13 protein-coding genes and 1 pseudogene (1 of these 14 cut by a window edge) are annotated in these 16,540 nt (G+C 47.2%); 12 read left to right on the top strand and 2 right to left on the bottom strand.

All coding sequences use genetic code 11. The features are described 5' to 3' along the window. Nucleotides 1-37: 37 nt before the first annotated feature. The gene (locus ACEN86_RS12535) at nucleotides 38-1,600 is read right to left on the bottom strand and encodes a sensor domain-containing diguanylate cyclase (protein ID WP_495634296.1); all 1,563 of its coding nucleotides are present in this window, start codon (nucleotides 1,598-1,600) and stop codon (nucleotides 38-40) included. Nucleotides 1,601-1,894: 294 nt separating this feature from the next. Between ACEN86_RS12535 and ACEN86_RS12530 the strand changes: the two genes are divergently transcribed. The 11 genes and pseudogenes from ACEN86_RS12530 to pulA all read left to right on the top strand — a co-directional run bounded on the left by ACEN86_RS12530 (nucleotide 1,895) and on the right by pulA (nucleotide 14,807). Beyond that, on the top strand, nucleotides 1,895-2,821 hold the full coding sequence (locus tag ACEN86_RS12530) for an NAD(P)/FAD-dependent oxidoreductase (protein WP_495630963.1): 927 nt from the start codon (nucleotides 1,895-1,897) through the stop codon (nucleotides 2,819-2,821). A gap of 97 nt (nucleotides 2,822-2,918) precedes the next feature. Next, the gene (locus ACEN86_RS12525; RefSeq protein WP_495630962.1) at nucleotides 2,919-3,815 is read left to right on the top strand and encodes a membrane lipoprotein lipid attachment site-containing protein; all 897 of its coding nucleotides are present in this window, start codon (nucleotides 2,919-2,921) and stop codon (nucleotides 3,813-3,815) included. A gap of 413 nt (nucleotides 3,816-4,228) precedes the next feature. Next, nucleotides 4,229-5,404 carry a glucose-1-phosphate adenylyltransferase gene (locus ACEN86_RS12520; protein WP_495634295.1) on the top strand — a complete coding sequence of 392 codons (1,176 nt, stop codon included), beginning with the start codon at nucleotides 4,229-4,231 and terminating at the stop codon, nucleotides 5,402-5,404. An 18-nt stretch (nucleotides 5,405-5,422) separates the two neighbouring features. Then, entirely contained in the window at nucleotides 5,423-6,526 is a 1,104-nt protein-coding gene (glgD, locus tag ACEN86_RS12515; protein ID WP_495630961.1) for a glucose-1-phosphate adenylyltransferase subunit GlgD, read from the top strand. A 34-nt stretch (nucleotides 6,527-6,560) separates the two neighbouring features. Beyond that, entirely contained in the window at nucleotides 6,561-9,005 is a 2,445-nt protein-coding gene (locus ACEN86_RS12510) for a glycogen/starch/alpha-glucan phosphorylase (RefSeq protein WP_495630960.1), read from the top strand. 115 nt (nucleotides 9,006-9,120) lie between these two features. Then, nucleotides 9,121-9,543 carry a DUF6157 family protein gene (locus ACEN86_RS12505; RefSeq protein ID WP_495630959.1) on the top strand — a complete coding sequence of 141 codons (423 nt, stop codon included), beginning with the start codon at nucleotides 9,121-9,123 and terminating at the stop codon, nucleotides 9,541-9,543. Nucleotides 9,544-9,629: 86 nt separating this feature from the next. Beyond that, nucleotides 9,630-10,124 (top strand): annotated as a pseudogene (locus ACEN86_RS12500) (GNAT family N-acetyltransferase); the annotation flags it as partial. A gap of 171 nt (nucleotides 10,125-10,295) precedes the next feature. Beyond that, nucleotides 10,296-10,634, top strand: a complete 339-nt coding sequence (locus tag ACEN86_RS12495) for a GNAT family N-acetyltransferase (protein WP_495634294.1) — start codon at nucleotides 10,296-10,298, stop codon at nucleotides 10,632-10,634. Between the two features lie 430 nt (nucleotides 10,635-11,064). Beyond that, nucleotides 11,065-11,844, top strand: a complete 780-nt coding sequence (locus ACEN86_RS12490) for a TIGR00266 family protein (RefSeq protein WP_127199855.1) — start codon at nucleotides 11,065-11,067, stop codon at nucleotides 11,842-11,844. Between the two features lie 82 nt (nucleotides 11,845-11,926). Beyond that, nucleotides 11,927-12,694, top strand: coding sequence for an RNA polymerase sigma factor (locus tag ACEN86_RS12485; protein ID WP_495630958.1), 768 nt, complete (start codon nucleotides 11,927-11,929; stop codon nucleotides 12,692-12,694). A gap of 160 nt (nucleotides 12,695-12,854) precedes the next feature. After that, nucleotides 12,855-14,807, top strand: coding sequence for a type I pullulanase (gene pulA, locus ACEN86_RS12480; RefSeq protein ID WP_495630957.1), 1,953 nt, complete (start codon nucleotides 12,855-12,857; stop codon nucleotides 14,805-14,807). Nucleotides 14,808-14,888: 81 nt separating this feature from the next. On the opposite strand, the gene ACEN86_RS12475 is transcribed toward pulA, so the two are convergent. Beyond that, the gene (locus tag ACEN86_RS12475) at nucleotides 14,889-15,584 is read right to left on the bottom strand and encodes a metal-dependent hydrolase (RefSeq protein WP_495630956.1); all 696 of its coding nucleotides are present in this window, start codon (nucleotides 15,582-15,584) and stop codon (nucleotides 14,889-14,891) included. 94 nt (nucleotides 15,585-15,678) lie between these two features. On the opposite strand from ACEN86_RS12475, the gene ACEN86_RS12470 reads away from it, so the two are divergent. Next, on the top strand, nucleotides 15,679-16,540 hold the 5' portion of the coding sequence (locus tag ACEN86_RS12470) for an MsnO8 family LLM class oxidoreductase (protein ID WP_495630955.1). The gene runs 35 nt beyond the window's last position; 862 of the gene's 897 nt are visible here — the first part of the coding sequence; the start codon lies at nucleotides 15,679-15,681; its stop codon lies off the right edge, out of view.

Here is a 16,540-nt window from a genome sequence, read left to right as displayed (position 1 = left end):
GCGAACACAAAAAGCCTGATTTCTCAGGCTTTTTGTGTTATTCCGCATCGGTAACGGTGGTGCGGTTCCTGCCGTTCAATTTGGATTGGTACAGGGCTTGATCGGCTTTCATAATAATTTCTTGTGTCTCTGTTCCGTGAACCGGGAAGGAGGCGATTCCGAGTGAGATCGTGATGGGTTCTCCTGTGGGACTCTTCGTAACTGAAAGGATCTTTCTTATTCGCTCAGCGATTTGCAGGGCATAATTCGTATCCTCATGCTTCGTCAGAATTACGAATTCTTCTCCGCCATATCTGAAGGTCAGGCTGCGATCCCCCGCCAGATCCTCCATCATGCCCGCTAGGAATTTCAGAACTTCATCCCCGGTTAGATGACCGTAGGTATCATTCACTTTCTTGAAATGGTCAATGTCCAACAAGATCATCGAGAATGGCTTATGTCTTGAGGTTAGCTTGTCCATGACAGCGTCAAAGGATCTTCGGTTCCCAAGTCCAGTCAACCCGTCCATCTTCACCTCATCGCGAAGCTGACTGATATCCTGGTCGATATTCTCAAAAGCAATCTTGACGCTCTGATAGAGCAGGCGGACTTCGTAGTAATTGGACCGGACATCAGGCAGAATTTTTCCTTTCCCCAGATTCAGTGTAGCTTCATCTGAGAACTTGGCCAGAGTATGAAGCGGTCTGGCAATCTGGTTCGCAACCCACCAACCCATCAGAAGAATTAGGATGAGAAAGGGCAGAGATTGAAGAAACATCTTGTTGATCAAACGTTGAGACGGACCTTCAATGACTGAGGTGGGCGTCTGCGCAATGATTCCCCAGGAGCTAATAGGGTCAAAGGCGTACCCTGCGAAAAACTCATGGTGCTGCGTGTTGGTTACTCTCTGAGACCCATTGGCTCCGGCAATTACCTGGTGGACAACGGCATTCCCGCTGACGGATTCTCCAATCCGCTTCTTATCCGGATGAAAGATGAGATGACCGGTCTTCTCCACGACGAAGACGTACGATCCGTTCCCGAAGAAATGCTCCTCAAGAAGAGAGTTTAATACATTCTTCTCCTCCAGATAGATCGTTCCGCCAACAAATCCTTTGTACTCGCCTTTTTTATCGAAAATAGGTGAAGAAATCAGGATAATATATCTTCCCGATTTGCCTCGATAGGGGTCAGAGATAAACGGAGTCCTGGATGTAATTGCAATCTTGCTGGCTTCCGAGGTTAACTTGTCTCCTGGATGAACGCCCGTTGTGTTGGAGCTCATGAACTGGATAACCCGGTTCTCGTTAGCGATGAAGATGGAATTGAAATACTGCCTGTTCTCCTGAAAAAGATCATCAAGCAGAACAGTGTTCATGTGGGTGCCTCGCCTAACAATCGCGGAGATCGATATAATGTTCTGTTTCATGGTAGTCAACAGGTCACCGGTGTTGGAAGCCAGCTTCTTGGCATATTGGTTATTGCTCTGCAGATAGCTGGAAATCAAGGCATCCCGGTTGGTCTGTATGGCTGAGATCATCCCAATCAGCATGGTTAGAAGAACAGCCACGATGACTAGAAAGCTAATGCTGAATCGGAGAGTGAAGCCTTTTTTGTTCATAAATTTCAATGTAATATCCCGCCTGTTAATTGATAATGAGAATAAGGAATGTGACTCCATACATATTTCGATGAAATTTGTCACATGTTGACATAATGTTCTTATTATACATCATCTTCTGAAGAAGGGATAATAGCATCCCGGGATGACCGGTTTATTTTATGGATAAAGTGTAGTTATAGAGTGAGGATACTGGCTAAGCATGGGTTTGAAAATAGCAGTGCTGTTTAAATATATGTTTGTATCTTAATGGAGCGACAAAGCTATAGATTAGAGACAGGAGGAGAAATTATAGTGACCTATGATTGCATCATCGTTGGGGGAGGAATAGCTGGCCTTCAGGCAGCTATTCAGCTGGGGCGATATATGACCCATCAGATTCTGGTTATTGATTCCGGTCATGGAAGATCTACTTTCTGCCGGAGTTATCATAACATCCTTGGTTGGCCTGAAGGGATCTCCGGTGTGGAGCTCCGGAAGAGAGGGAAAGCCCAGGCAACCTTGACCGGAGTCCAATTTGTCCAGGACAAAGTGATTCATGCAGCTAGACAAGATCAGATATTTCAGCTTACCGGAGAACAGGGTGAACGCTATGAAGCCAAGACTGTGCTCCTTGCTACGGGGTTAATGGACCGCTTCCCGGATATTCCAGGCCTCCTGCCAACGATGGGAAGGTCGGTGTATGTATGCCCGGATTGCGACGGATTTGAAATTCATGATCGAGTGACGGTGGTGATGGGCTCCGGCAATCCCGGTGCCAATATGGCACTGCTGCTGGCAGAGCGGGCGTCTGAGATGATATATATCAACCATGAGAAACGGGCTGTTGACGAGCAGCTTGTAGGGAAGATGAAGAATCAAGGGATCCGGTATATTGAAGCAAGCATCAGCCGGGTATTGGAAGAACAGGACGCGATGATCCATGGGATCATCCTCGAAGACGGAACTGTCATTCCGGCGGAGAGAGGTTTTATTGCCTTTGGCGGCAATCACGTGCATTCTGAGCTCGCAGAGGAGCTTGGGGCCAAGCTGTACCATAACAAGCACGTCGAGGCAGATCCGCGGTCCAGAATGACAAATGTGGAGAATTTATGGGTTGCCGGTGACTTGGGCGTGCATGCTGAGCAGGTGACGGTTGCCATGGGGGATGGAGCTATGGCTGCAATTTCAATCAATAAAGTGCTCATGAAGCTCAAGAAAACCCAGGAGATTCATTCATAGAAGCATTAATAACTGAATACCGGATTGGTAAAAATTGAAACATTTCCCTGCGCTGATACGTTACTTTTACAGGTAATTGAAGCAAGGGGGAATGAAGGTGAAGAAGCTCATACTTATAATCAGTGCTGTGCTTGCCATTGCAGGGTGCTCAGACCGTGATGCAAAGCAGGAAGACAATCAAGGATCTACAGTTCAGCCGGTGACGCCGGCTGTCCCTAATCCACAAGATACCCGGCAGGGAAAGCCAGCTGAACAGAAACAGCTGCTTGACCCTGCAGCACTATCCGACCATTATAGCTTTGCTGATCGTTCAGGCAAGTATCTCATTGCTTTCTCTGGCAGCAAGGATACGAAGCTGAGCAAAGCCATTGGGGAAGGCGGCCGCATTCTGGATGTGAAATTTATCAGAAACCAGGCCCGGAGTGATCAGGATGATGGCAGACAGTGGGCCAACAATTTTGATCATTTGGAGGGGATGATCTATGAGGTTATTGGGGACCCGGCTTCTCCTGACGAAACGTATTATCTTCTCGATGATCGCAGGGTGAATGTCAAAGCATTCATTCCTGTTACCCGTCATATTCGTGCTAATGTAGAGGATTCGGTTAAGAAGGCTATTCAGAATAAAAAGTCCCTGCAAATCAAGAAAATCTGGGAGATCGGACAGATTGGACCGGATAACCGGATCTATCTGGCCCAGTTCAAGAAGAAGGGCAAGAAGGTGACCGCTTCGATTATATTCCAGCAGGGGTCACAGCTGGCGGCCAAAGATTACGTGGCCGATTATGATCCTGGTTCCACTTGGCGGGTTGACGACGGTGGTGAAGTCACACCGGAGATGTTCTCCTTCTTATTTGCAGCTCACACAAGCAACGGATTCCTCGTGGGTATGGAATGGGCAGGTGCGGAAGGCAGAAATGCATTTATTCTGAGCCAGACGGATAAGGCTGTGATCGAGCTGGAGGCTAAAGGCGCACGTTACATGTCTCCATAGCATGGAGAAGGGATTAAGGTCTTGATATGAGTTCATATCAAGGCTTTTTTTGCAATTGTATAAGTTGAACTTAAGAATTGCTTCTAGACAAGAGTGTGGAAATCAATAGTGCAAGTTAAATGAATAGAATAATTGGGAAATGGCAAATACTCTGAAACGGATCGAAAAGGTATTAATGGACGAATTATTCAATACAAATAATATATGGAAGGGCGCTTTCCGCGGGATTATAGGGACTCATTCCTGTTTAAATATATGATGAATAGGAGCTTATGATTATCCAGATAAGTAGGTTCCAACAAGGTTAATCTGTTCTAAAGTTTAGAAGGCGGATTAATCTTTTTTTATATTAGACCAGAGAGCTTGTACATGACCTCTCAAAGATTGTTCTTATGTGAAGGAGGAATATCGTGATGAAGAAAAAAGAAGTGGTTGCGATGCTGCTTGCCGGCGGGCAAGGAAAAAGACTTAAAGGCCTCACCAAGAACCTGGCTAAACCTGCTGTATATTTCGGGGGTACATACCGGATCATTGATTTTCCTCTTAGCAACTGCTCGAATTCGGGGATCGACACTGTAGGCGTTCTGACTCAATATGAACCTCTTGTACTGCATTCATATATTGGCGTAGGCAGTGACTGGGATATGGAGCGTAAAGATGGAGGCGTCTTCGTGCTTCCTCCTCACGAAAGAGAGGATGGCAGCAGCTGGTACCGCGGGACAGCCGATGCCATTTACCGAAACATGAAGTTTATTGAACAGTATGATCCAGAACATATTCTGATTCTTTCCGGGGATCACATTTATAAAATGGACTATGATGCCATGCTGGAATACCACAAGGAAAAGAACGCAGATTGCACAATTTCCGTCATTAACGTCACGCTCGAGGAAGCCAGCCGTTTCGGTATTCTGAATACGAACGAAGATCTCAGTATTTATGAGTTTGAAGAGAAGCCGGAGCATCCGAAGAGCACGCTTGCTTCCATGGGAATATACTTATTCAAATGGGATGTGCTCAAGCGGCATTTAATTGAGGATGAACGTAATCCGGATTCATCCTTTGACTTCGGGAAGGACATTATCCCTTTGATGCTGAGCAATCAAAAAGTATTGTACGCTTATCCTTTTGAAGGGTATTGGAGAGATGTAGGTACTGTACAAAGCTTGTGGCAGAGCAATATGGATCTATTGTCTGATAATCCCCCACTTGATTTGAATGACCCGTCTTGGCGGATATATACCCGCAGTCCGAATCAGCCTGCACAATATATTGCTCCGGATGCAACCGTAATCAACAGTGTGATTAATGAAGGCTGTATCGTTCACGGCTCCATCGATCATTCGGTGCTCTTCTATGGCATTGAGGTCGGTGAAGGAAGTGTGATCACGGATTCTGTAATCATGCCCAAGGTAAAGATAGGCAAAAATGTCCGAATCCATAAAGCGATTGTCAGCGAGAATCTTGTCATTGAGGACAACACCGTTCTCGGCGTTAATCGTTCAGATGAGGACGAAATTCTACTAATTACTGATGAGGAGCTCTCTTCACGGAAAGAACAGGGAGTTTCGGTATCGACCAATAACTGAGATAAAGGCGGTGTTCCCATGTCAGAACTAATGGGTGTTATTAATCTGGATCATGAACTGGACCTTCTGAACGAACTAACCTACTTCCGCTGCGGGGCTGCTGTTCCTTTTGCTGGGAGATACCGGTTGATTGACTTTGTCCTATCCAATATGGCCAACGCCGAAATGAAAGATATAGCGGTATTCGTCCGGCGCAAATATCGTTCTCTTATGGATCATCTTGGTGAGGGAAGACCTTGGGATCTTGATCGAAAGCGCGGGGGGCTCTTCGTCCTCCCCCCTGACTGGAATGATACCTCCGATACTTCCCACGGGGATTTGCAGCATATCCGCAATAATCTGGATTTCTTCAATCGTGGCAAAGCCAAATATATCCTGCATTCCGGCAGCCAGCATTTATGCAAGGTGGATTTCTGTGAAGCCTTCAATTATCACAAGGAGACCGGGGCTGATGTGACCCTGATCTACACCAAGGTAGATCAGCTTGAGCCTGAGCACGATCCCTGCCTGCGGCTGGAGATAGGTGAGGATGGCTTTGTAAGCAATATCCACCATGAGAAGGATCATCCGAACGTCTATATGGAGATGTTCATTATGGAGAAAAAGTTCTTTCTCGAGCAGGTACGACACTGCATCGCGCATGGCGACAGCTATTTTTTCAGGGATGCCATTCAAAAGAATCATCACAACCTGAAGATCGCCGCTTATGAATATAAGGGATATCATGCCGTTATTAACTCGGTGGAGAGCTATTATAAGAATAGTCTTGAGCTGCTTTGTCCAAAAAATTACACCAGCCTATTCAAAGAACGGCCTGTAAATACGAAAATAAAATATGAGGCACCTACAAAATATCTCGATAGCGCATCAGTTAATAATTCGCTGGTTGCTAATGGCTGCATCATTGGCGGGAGTGTGGAGAACAGCATTCTGTTCCGCGGAGTAAAGGTTCAGAAGGGCGCCAAAATTACCAACTCTATCATTATGCAGAAATGTGTGATCGGTGAGAATGCCGTTATTGAGAATGTGATACTGGATAAGGATGTGAATCTTCCCCCTGATCGTATGCTTGTCGGGGATGTGAAGAGGCCATTTGTCATAGCGAAGAGCAGTACACTTTAAACTACGATTAGAGTGCCCGACAGGAGGATTTATTTTGTTTACCGATAAGGAAAGCTTCAAGAAAGTCTTCAGTGATAGTCTGGTAGGGGAACTTGGGACGCCGCTCGAGGAAGCCACGAGCGCGGATGTATATAAAGTACTTAGTGGACTGATCCGGGAGTATGCAGGCCGGGATTGGGCAGCAACCAATCGGGAATATAAGCAGCGCGGGGAGAAGCAGGTGTATTATTTCTCCATGGAATTCCTGATTGGTCGTCTGCTCGGCAATAATCTGCTGAATCTTGGTATTCTGGATATCGTACGCGCTGGACTTCAGGACCTGGGATGGAATCTTGAGGACATCGAAGAACAGGAATCCGATGCCGGACTTGGAAATGGAGGCCTTGGCCGCCTGGCCGCCTGCTTTATGGATTCGCTCGCTTCGCTTCAATATGCTGGTCATGGCTGCGGAATCCGCTATAAATATGGTCTTTTTGAACAAAAGATCATTGATGGCGATCAGGTAGAACTGCCGGACTACTGGCTGCAGAAGGGGAATGAGTGGGAAGTAAGACGGGCAGACAAGAAGGTGGAGGTTCGTTTCTGGGGGAAGGTCGAGGCACGTGAAGAGAATGGACGTTGGATTTTTGAGACGAAGGATTATGAATCTGTCTTGGCTGTTCCCTATGATGTACCCGTGATTGGTTATGGACACCACCATGTCAACACGCTTCGGCTCTGGAGTGCGGAATCCGCCATGCTGAGCAGCAGCAAAGGAATGGCATCCAGGCATTATGACTATTATAATTTCCTGAATTATAATCGCTCGGTGGAGTCCATCTCGGAGTTCTTGTACCCGGATGACTCCCAGTATGAAGGAAAGCTGCTCCGATTGAAGCAGCAGTATTTCCTCTGCTCGGCAGGTCTGCAAAGCATCCTGAGAACCTTTGAGAAGCTGGGGCTGTCCTATGACCACTTGCCTGACAAGGTATCTTTGCATATCAATGATACGCACCCGACCCTGATCATCCCCGAACTCATGCGTATACTTGTGGATGTCAAAGGCTACAGCTGGGAACAGGCCTGGGATATTACAGTCCGGACCGTCTCTTACACGAACCATACGATCCTTAGTGAGGCTCTTGAAAAATGGCCGACGGGAATGGTTAGAGATCTGATTCCACGGGTCTATATGATCATTGAAGAGATCAACAGACGCTTCTGCAGCATGCTGCATGAGCAGAATCCGGATGATCAGGAGAGAATTGATCGTCTGGCTATTATCGGCTCGGATCAGGTCAGAATGGCTCATCTTGCCATCGCGGGAAGCCACAGCGTGAACGGGGTTGCTGCGCTTCATACGGATATCCTTAAGAAAAAGGAAATGCGGCCGTTCTATGAATTGTATCCGGATCGCTTCAACAACAAGACGAACGGGATTACGCATAGACGATGGTTGATGCATGCCAATCCAGAACTTGCTGAACTGATCAAGGAGTCCATCGGAAGCGACTGGATCACAGAGCCCCGCAAGCTGATTGATCTACTTAATTTTAGCGGGGATGCCGGGTTCCAAGAGCGTATTCACAACATTAAACAGCACAACAAGCTGAAGCTTGCTGCATACATTCAAGAGAAGAATGGAGTCAGTGTAGATCCGAACTCGATCTTTGACGTTCAGGTCAAACGTCTGCACGGATATAAGCGCCAGCTTCTGAATGTTCTTCATATTATGCACTTATACAATCAAATTAAAGCCAACCCTTCGCTTGACAGGGTGCCGCGTACTTTTATTTTTGGTGCTAAAGCAGCTCCGAGCTATTATTTGGCCAAACGGATTATTAAGCTAATTAATGTGGTGGCTGATACCGTTAATCATGATCCGGATGTGAGCGGGAAGTTGAAAGTTGTATTCCTGGAGAACTATTCCGTATCGCTGGCCGAGAAGATTATTCCAGCAGCCAATATCAGTGAACAGATCTCAACCGCAAGCAAAGAAGCCTCCGGAACCGGAAATATGAAGTTTATGATGAACGGCGCTTTGACGATCGGGACACTGGATGGCGCCAATGTCGAGATGCATGAGATGCTGGGCGATGAGAATATGTTCATCTTCGGTCTGAGGTCCGATCAGGTGTTTGATTACTATCAATATGGCGGATACGATGCAAGAGGAATCTATACAAGTGATCCGCGTATCCATCAGGTTCTGGATCAGCTCATTCAGGAGGGACCATTCTGCACGTCGGCAAGAGAATTTGAGACGATCTATGATTCGATTCTTAATCACAATGATGAGTATTTCGTGCTCAAAGATTTTGCATCCTATTTGGATACCCAGTTGGAGATTGAAGCGTCGTACCGGAATCAGAAAGATTGGCTGAAGAAATCCATTGTTAATATTGCGCATTCAGGCAAATTTGCCAGTGATTGCACGATTGAGCAGTACGCGAACGAGATTTGGAGAATCAATCCGGTTCGTCAAATGTCCATGAACTAAATTAGGGAAGAAGAAAAGAGGGTCAGCCTGAGGCTGCCCTCTTTTTAATTTGAATGGAATTGCTCCAAGATGGTATATAATGGGTGTAAGTATTTTGCGGAAAGGAAAGATGGGAATGAGTTACACCAACACTTTTATCATAGTGTCAGCCGACTGTCCTGTAACAACCAGCAAGGTACCTGTGTCCTCAAGGGCCAAGAAGCCTGCATATGAAATTGAATTTGATCTGCTGTCGAGCAACCCTTATCGTTATAACGAACAAGAATTAATCTATGAGGTTCATATCCGGCACAAAGATTTGGATACCTCCTATGTTTCAAGTCATGCTGAAGAGATCTGGCAAGATCTATTTAAGAAGCCGCACCCTTGCTTACGGGCCTCTCAGCTTCCCAAGAAATTTGGGTGGGGTATTCATTACAACGAAGAGGGCCGAATTGCCCTATATGGTATGGAAACAGACGAGTACAGCGAATTCACAGCAACAGGGGAAGGGAAGCCTGCAATTGTTCCTGCAATGCGGTCTCGCCGGACAACCTAATTAACTCTACTCTTTAACATTCCCGGTACCCAGGTATAATGTAGTTAGTGACTTACTAAATACATCACCGGAGGTACCTAGAGAACATGATCCCGTATACTATAACCGATGCCAATCTTGATGATCTTGAACATATTGTAGAAATATATAATAGCACTATTGCAGGAAGACAGGTCACCGCAGATTTAGAACCAGTCTCTCTTGAGAGCCGAATCCCTTGGTTCCATGAACACACTCCGGAACGCAGACCCCTGTGGGTGCTGCGGGTTGGTGACGAAATCGCTGCCTGGCTGAGCTTTCAATCGTTCTATGGAAGACCCGCCTATAACGGTACTGCCGAGATCAGTATTTACATCGCTGAGTCCTACCGTGGTCAAGGCTTTGGCAAAATTCTGGTTGAGAAAGCAATCCAAGAATGCCCCCGGCTGTCTCTCACCCGTCTGGTCGGTTTTGTCTTTGCCCATAACGAACCAAGCTTGTCCCTTCTTAAGAAATTCGGTTTTGTTCAGTGGGGATACCTTCCTGAAGTTGCCGTGCTGGATGGTATAGTCAGAGACCTGGTTATTGTTGGAAAGGTTGTTGACCCCGCAGTACCGCCTGCCCAAGGCGAGACTGCCATTAGTCCGCTTTCTCTTGAGTTGGTTAGCGGCTCGGATCTCCGCCTTCATAATTTGGTCGAAGAACTGGATTGTGAGCTGCGGCTCAGGTATCCGGGCGAGCCCATCTTCGGGATTGATTTCAACGATCCTGCTGTGGAATCCATAACTTTTGTGATTGCACTATGGAATGGTGAGCCTGTAGGATGCGGGGCGACTAGACCTCTTGAGCCGGGAGTAACAGAGCTTAAGCGATTCTATGTGAAGGATGAGTATAGAGGACGCGGGATCGCTTCAGCTATGCTTGAGAAGCTTGAGCAACAGGCTCGAGAAGACGGGTACCAGATCGTCCGTTTGCAGACGGGAATCAATCAGCCAGAGGCCATTGCTCTTTATGAGAAGTATGGATATGAACGTATCCACACGTACGGTGAATATACGCAGACAGAGGTTAGTGTATGTTATGAGAAGCCTTTAGTAGGAATACACAAGTAGAAGTCAGAGAAGTCAGAGCAGCCGATCGATTCAGGACGGCTGCTCTTATTTGGCTTAACAATGATAGCCGCAGTGCACGACTCTTCTCTTTACGACAACATGATGAACTGGGACGGGGACGTGGTGAATGCGCTCAACGACTTCAATTTCGTGGACAACTGGGACAAGTTCCGGTTTGTAAACATCTTCATAAATCACTTTTTTGTCTGTATAGATGGGACGCGGACCTGAGCAATTTGACGGTTGCAACGCCACAATCATCAACTCCTCTCTTGGGATAATACACATCATATTACACATACGACTATACGGTATGGACGTTTGGAAGGGGTTACCCGGAGAAAATATTCCATTCAGACCATTTAAGTCTGCAACTATGATAACTCTTCCGCGTAAATAGTACAGAAAGTTAAATGGGAGGCGATTGTCTATGAGTGCACATGAAATTGATTATCGGATACTGGGCGAAGAGATGCAGTGTGTTGAAATTCAGCTGGATCCGTCAGAGAGTGTTGTGGCTGAAGCTGGCAGCTTTATGATGATGGATACGGATATTCGGATGGAGACGATTTTTGGTGATGGCGCGCGTGGAAATGGGATGATGGGCAAGTTAATGGGAGCCGGAAAGCGGCTGCTAACCGGGGAAAGCTTGTTTATGACCGTCTTCACTAATGAAGGCCGTTATCGCCAGAACGTTACTTTTGCTGCTCCTTACCCTGGTAAGATCATTCCGCTGGATCTTCAGATGCTGGGCGGTAAGGTCATCTGCCAGAAGGATGCGTTCCTCTGTTCTGCGAAAGGCAACTCGATCGGAATCGAATTCCAGCGCAAGCTGGGAGCGGGCTTCTTCGGCGGTGAGGGCTTTATTATGCAGAAGATCGAGGGAGATGGCTGGGCCTTTGTGCATTCCGGTGGTCTCGTAATTGAGCGTAATCTGAATCCCGGTGAAGTCCTTCGTCTGGATACAGGCTGCCTTGTAGCCATGACGGCGGGCGTGGACTATGATATTGAATTTGTAAAAGGAATCAAGAGTGCGCTGTTCGGCGGTGAAGGACTATTCTTCGCGACACTGCGCGGTCCGGGCAAGGTATGGGTTCAATCTCTTCCGTTCAGCCGCATGGCAGACCGGGTTATGTCCGCAGCACGAGTTGGAGGAAGCAAGGAAGAAGGAAGCATTCTCGGCGGACTTGGCAATTTGTTCGAAAGATAATTTTGCTTAAAAGGTGGAATCTGCGTATCCTTAGCCGGGCGTTCTTCGTTTAATATCGAAGACTGTGGAAAGGAAGGTTGCCATGAGTGATAACTTAATAGCGAAATCCCCTGTCTCTATGCGAGCAGCAGATCTCTCTGAGCTCCGCTCCACATTGCTCGGCTACTGCCTGACGCTGACTGGATCGAAGTGGGCGGCGGAGGATTTGGTGCAAGATATCTGTCTAAAGGCTTTACCTGTTATTCAAGGGGTCAAACCTCATGAGAATACGAAAGCATATCTGTTCAGAGCGGCAAAAAACCAATGGATTGATCAGGTGCGCCGGAACAAGGTGCTTGACCGTAAAATCGCTGAACTCCAGTTGGAATTAATGCTGGAAAGTTCCGCCCAGATAGATATAGATGAGGTGTCCACTGCTGTGAGACTTACGATTGAGCTTTTGTCACCTGTGCAGCGGTGTGTTTTTCTACTAAGGGACGTTCTGTCCTACACATCACGAGAGGTAGCGGATAAGCTGAATATGACGGAGGGAGCTGTGAAGTCCGCACTTTACAGGGCGAGGACGGCTCTTGTCTCGGTTGAACTGACCCAAGAAGAGCTGACCAGGCTAGACACTTTCTTCAGCGAATCGGAACAAGCTGCGGCGAAGCTTCAATTGTACCTGCTGGCTATACGCCACGAAGACGCAGGCCTTATAGTTCAAATGTTGAATAACGACCTCGCTGAGGCGGATATTCTCATTAATAAGCTGCGTAGTGATTCCGTTCAGCAGCAGGCTCCCCAAAAGCAGGCTTGGGCAACTGGCAGACGCTCAAATGGGCAGAATCAAATTTGGAGTCTGTCAGCATAATTTTGCTTGAATTGTATGCTGCTGAAGCTGCACAAAATAATGGTAAAAGGCTTATTTTTCGTCTTCAATTAGCCGATAAACTCCTTTATAATGGTAAATAAGTTTGCAGTGCAAACGGTTGCCAACCCTACCATGATTTTATTCCAAGGAGTGAGTCAGCTTGTCCGTACAGATCGACAGAAATGTTCACATAGAGTATGGAGATCCCGCCAGAACCGGTGGAATCTCCATTTTTGCACCTGAGTTTGATGATCACTTTTTTTATGATGGAGATGACCTGGGAGTCCGCTACAGTCAAGACAGCTCCGCTTTCCGTCTGTGGGCGCCTACGGCAAGTGAGGCGTTCGTAGTTCTTTACCGTACATGGGACGGGCGTTCGGATCGGTTATTACCGATGACCGAAGATGTTCAGGGCACCTGGACATTGAAGGTGGATGAGGATTTGAAGGGATATTTATACACCTATCTTGTCCGCATTGGAGATCAATGGAACGAAGCTGCCGACCCTTATGCAACTGCTGTTGCTGTTAATGGAGACCGGGCTGCCATTATCGATTTGACTGGAACGAATCCGGAGCGATGGACCGAAGATAAGCCTGAATTCAACAAGGTAACGGATGCGATTATTTACGAAGCACACATTCGGGATTTTTCCATCCATCCAGAGAGCGGGATTTCCCACAAAGGTAAGTATCTTGGCATGACCGAGACTGGAACCCGTGGACCGGAAGGAATCAAGACAGGGCTGGATCATATCCTTAGCCTCGGCGTAACTCATGTTCAGCTGCTGCCTATTTACGATTACTCCACTCAAAGTGTGGACGAGACCCGGCTGGATGTTCCCCAATACAATTGGGGGTATGATCCTAAGAATTATAATGTGCCTGAAGGCTCTTATTCGTCGGATCCCTATCAGCCTGAAGTCCGGATTCGCGAGCTGAAACAGTTAATTCAGACCCTGCACGATCAAGGTCTTCGCGTTATTATGGATGTGGTATACAACCATGTCTACGATGGATATGTTGTCAATTTCACCAAGCTCGTACCCGGTTATTATCTTCGTTATAACAGCCAGCAGGAATTCTCGAATGGATCCGGCTGTGGGAATGATGTCGCCTCCGAACGGAAGATGATGACCAAGTTCATTGTCGAGTCTGTTCTCCATTGGGTGAAGGAATACCATGTGGATGGTTTCCGTTTCGATCTAATGGGTCTGCTGGATGTGGACACCATGCAGGAGATTCGCCGGAAGCTGGATGAAATAGATCCTTCCCTACTCACGATTGGAGAAGGCTGGATTATGGAGACCGAGCTTCCTGCTTATAAGAGAGCGAATCAGTACCAAGCCGCTCAAATGCCTGGAATCGCATTCTTTAACGACGTTATTCGGGATGCTATTAGAGGACATGTCTTTGAAGCGAGAGAGAAGGGCTTTGTGAGCGGTGGTGAAGGGCTTGAGCATGCGATCAAGCAAGGGGTGACAGCCTGCATAGACTTTGATGACTGGATTAAAGGCTATGCCACCGAGCCATCACAGACGGTGACCTATGCAGAATGTCATGACAACCATACACTTTGGGACAAAATTCTGGTATCTGTGGATGGGGAAGAGAACGAGGTTCGCCGTCACATGCACCGTCTTGGATCCTCAATTGTGTTAACCAGCCAAGGGATCTCTTTCATCCATGCAGGGCAAGAGTTCTGCCGTTCCAAGGTCGGTTTTGAGAACAGCTACAATCTTCCGGATGAAGTTAACAGGCTAGATTGGGAGCGGTGCGCGGAATATAAGGACGATGTTGAATTTATGAGAGGGCTGATCAAGCTCCGCAAAGAGCACCCTGCTTTTAGACTGGAATCTTCTGAATTAATCCGAAGACATCTTCGTTTTGAAGCAAGTCCAAGTAAGTCGGTGGCCTATACTCTTCGCAATCATGCAGGAGGAGATTCGGCAGAGCACTTATATGTCCTGTATAATGCTAGGCGGGATAGGGTGTCTCTGCAGCTTCCTGAACTCGGCGAGTGGACCATTTTACATGGCCAAGAACAGATTAGAAGCCTCGGTTCCAATAAGCTGGAAGTTGAAGGAATCGGAATGGTTGTCTTAGCTATATAGAGTCTGAATAAATAACGAAGGCCCCCTTCCATTAGGAATAGGGGGCTGTTTGTTGCCAAAAGATAAGTATGCTGCACAGGGTTATTGCAGCCGGGTTAGATCCATGGTTTCCCCTGGCTTTAGGGCTTGTCCGTCTAGGCCTGCTTGTTTGAGCCGGCTTACGAACTCTTCTCCATTTTGCTCAATAGGAGGGAAGGTATTATAGTGGACTGGAATGGTAACCTTGGCCTTAACCCACTGAGCTGCCAGCAGAGCTTCATCCGGACCCATCGTAAAATGATCTCCAATCGGAATCATCGCAACATCCACTTGATGTAGATCCCCGATCAGCTTCAAGTCACTGAATAAGGCAGTATCTCCGGCATGGTACAGTGTAATCTGATCCAGTTGTATAATTATGCCGGCAGCGACACCCAGGTACAGATTCACACCGTCCTTAGTGATAGATGAGCTGTGGAGTGCTGGAGTGAGCTTGATCGACCCGAAAGGCAGACGAAGTGTGCCGCCAAGGTTCAATCCTATCGTATTCAGGCCTAAGTTTTCAAAATAGCTGGCCAGCTCGACAATACCTATTATGGTGGCATTGTTTCTTCTGGCAATCAGCTCGGCGTCACCAATGTGATCTGAATGACCGTGTGTGAGAAGTACATAATTCACTTCAATGTCCTCGGCGCTGGCAGTGGCGAGTGGATTCCCTGTAAGGAAGGGATCAACAATGAATTTGTAGTCTCCCGTATCAACATATACGGTGGAATGTCCCAGGAAAGTCAGTTTCATTTGCCTCACCTCTTGATGTCAATTTGGTAATTAATTTACAAATTCATAGTAGCATACCGTTTGGTAGAGAATCAAAATGCGGGAGGAGACAACCATGGAATCGATCAAACTTAGCGTGCTGGACCTTGTCCCCCAGTATAAGGGTGTCCGTGCGGAAGCTGCTCTTCAGGAGGCAGTCCGTTTAGCGATGTATAGTGAAAATTGGGGTTATTCTCGATACTGGGTTGCCGAACATCATGATTTGGAAGGGCTGGCCTGTCCCGCTCCCGAAATATTGATGTCTCATATCGGTGCAAGAACACAGCGGATCCGCCTTGGCTCGGGGGCATTGCTTCTGCCGCATTACAGTCCGATGAAAGTTGCTGAGTCCTTTCATTTGTTATCATGCTTGTACCCGGGGAGAATTGATCTAGGGATTGGGCGTGCCCCTGGTGGCCCGGCTCATGCTTCCATGGCATTAAGCGGAAATTTTCTTCAGCACGTGGCGGACATGCCCGAATCTATGGATAGCTTGATTCAGTTCTTGAGCAATGAGTACCAGTATGAAGATCACCCTGTCCTGGCACGTCCAATTCCAATGAAGCCTCCAGAGATTTGGATGTTGGGAACGAATGAGAAGAGCGGGAGGTATGCCGCGGGTTTTGGAACGGGGTTTGTCTTTGGTCATTTTATGAGTGAGCAGAGCGGAGAAAGTGTCTTGAAAGCTTACCGGGAACAATTTAAGCCTGGTAAGCTTTCACAGAATGCTGAGACCATAGTTGCCGTCTCTGTTATATGTGCCGGATCGGACGCTGAGGCCCGATCATTACTTAACTCATCACCTTTACCTGTATCAAAGAACTGCCTTGTCGGAAGTCCGGGTAAAATACACGAGGAGCTTACCGAGATGCAGAGACTTTTGGGGAATCGTGAATTTCTTGTTCTCTGCCCGATATCTGACTATGATACACGGCTGG

This window comes from Paenibacillus sp. Paensp111, assembly GCF_059492195.1.
This window is presented reverse-complemented; position numbering and strand designations above follow the sequence as displayed.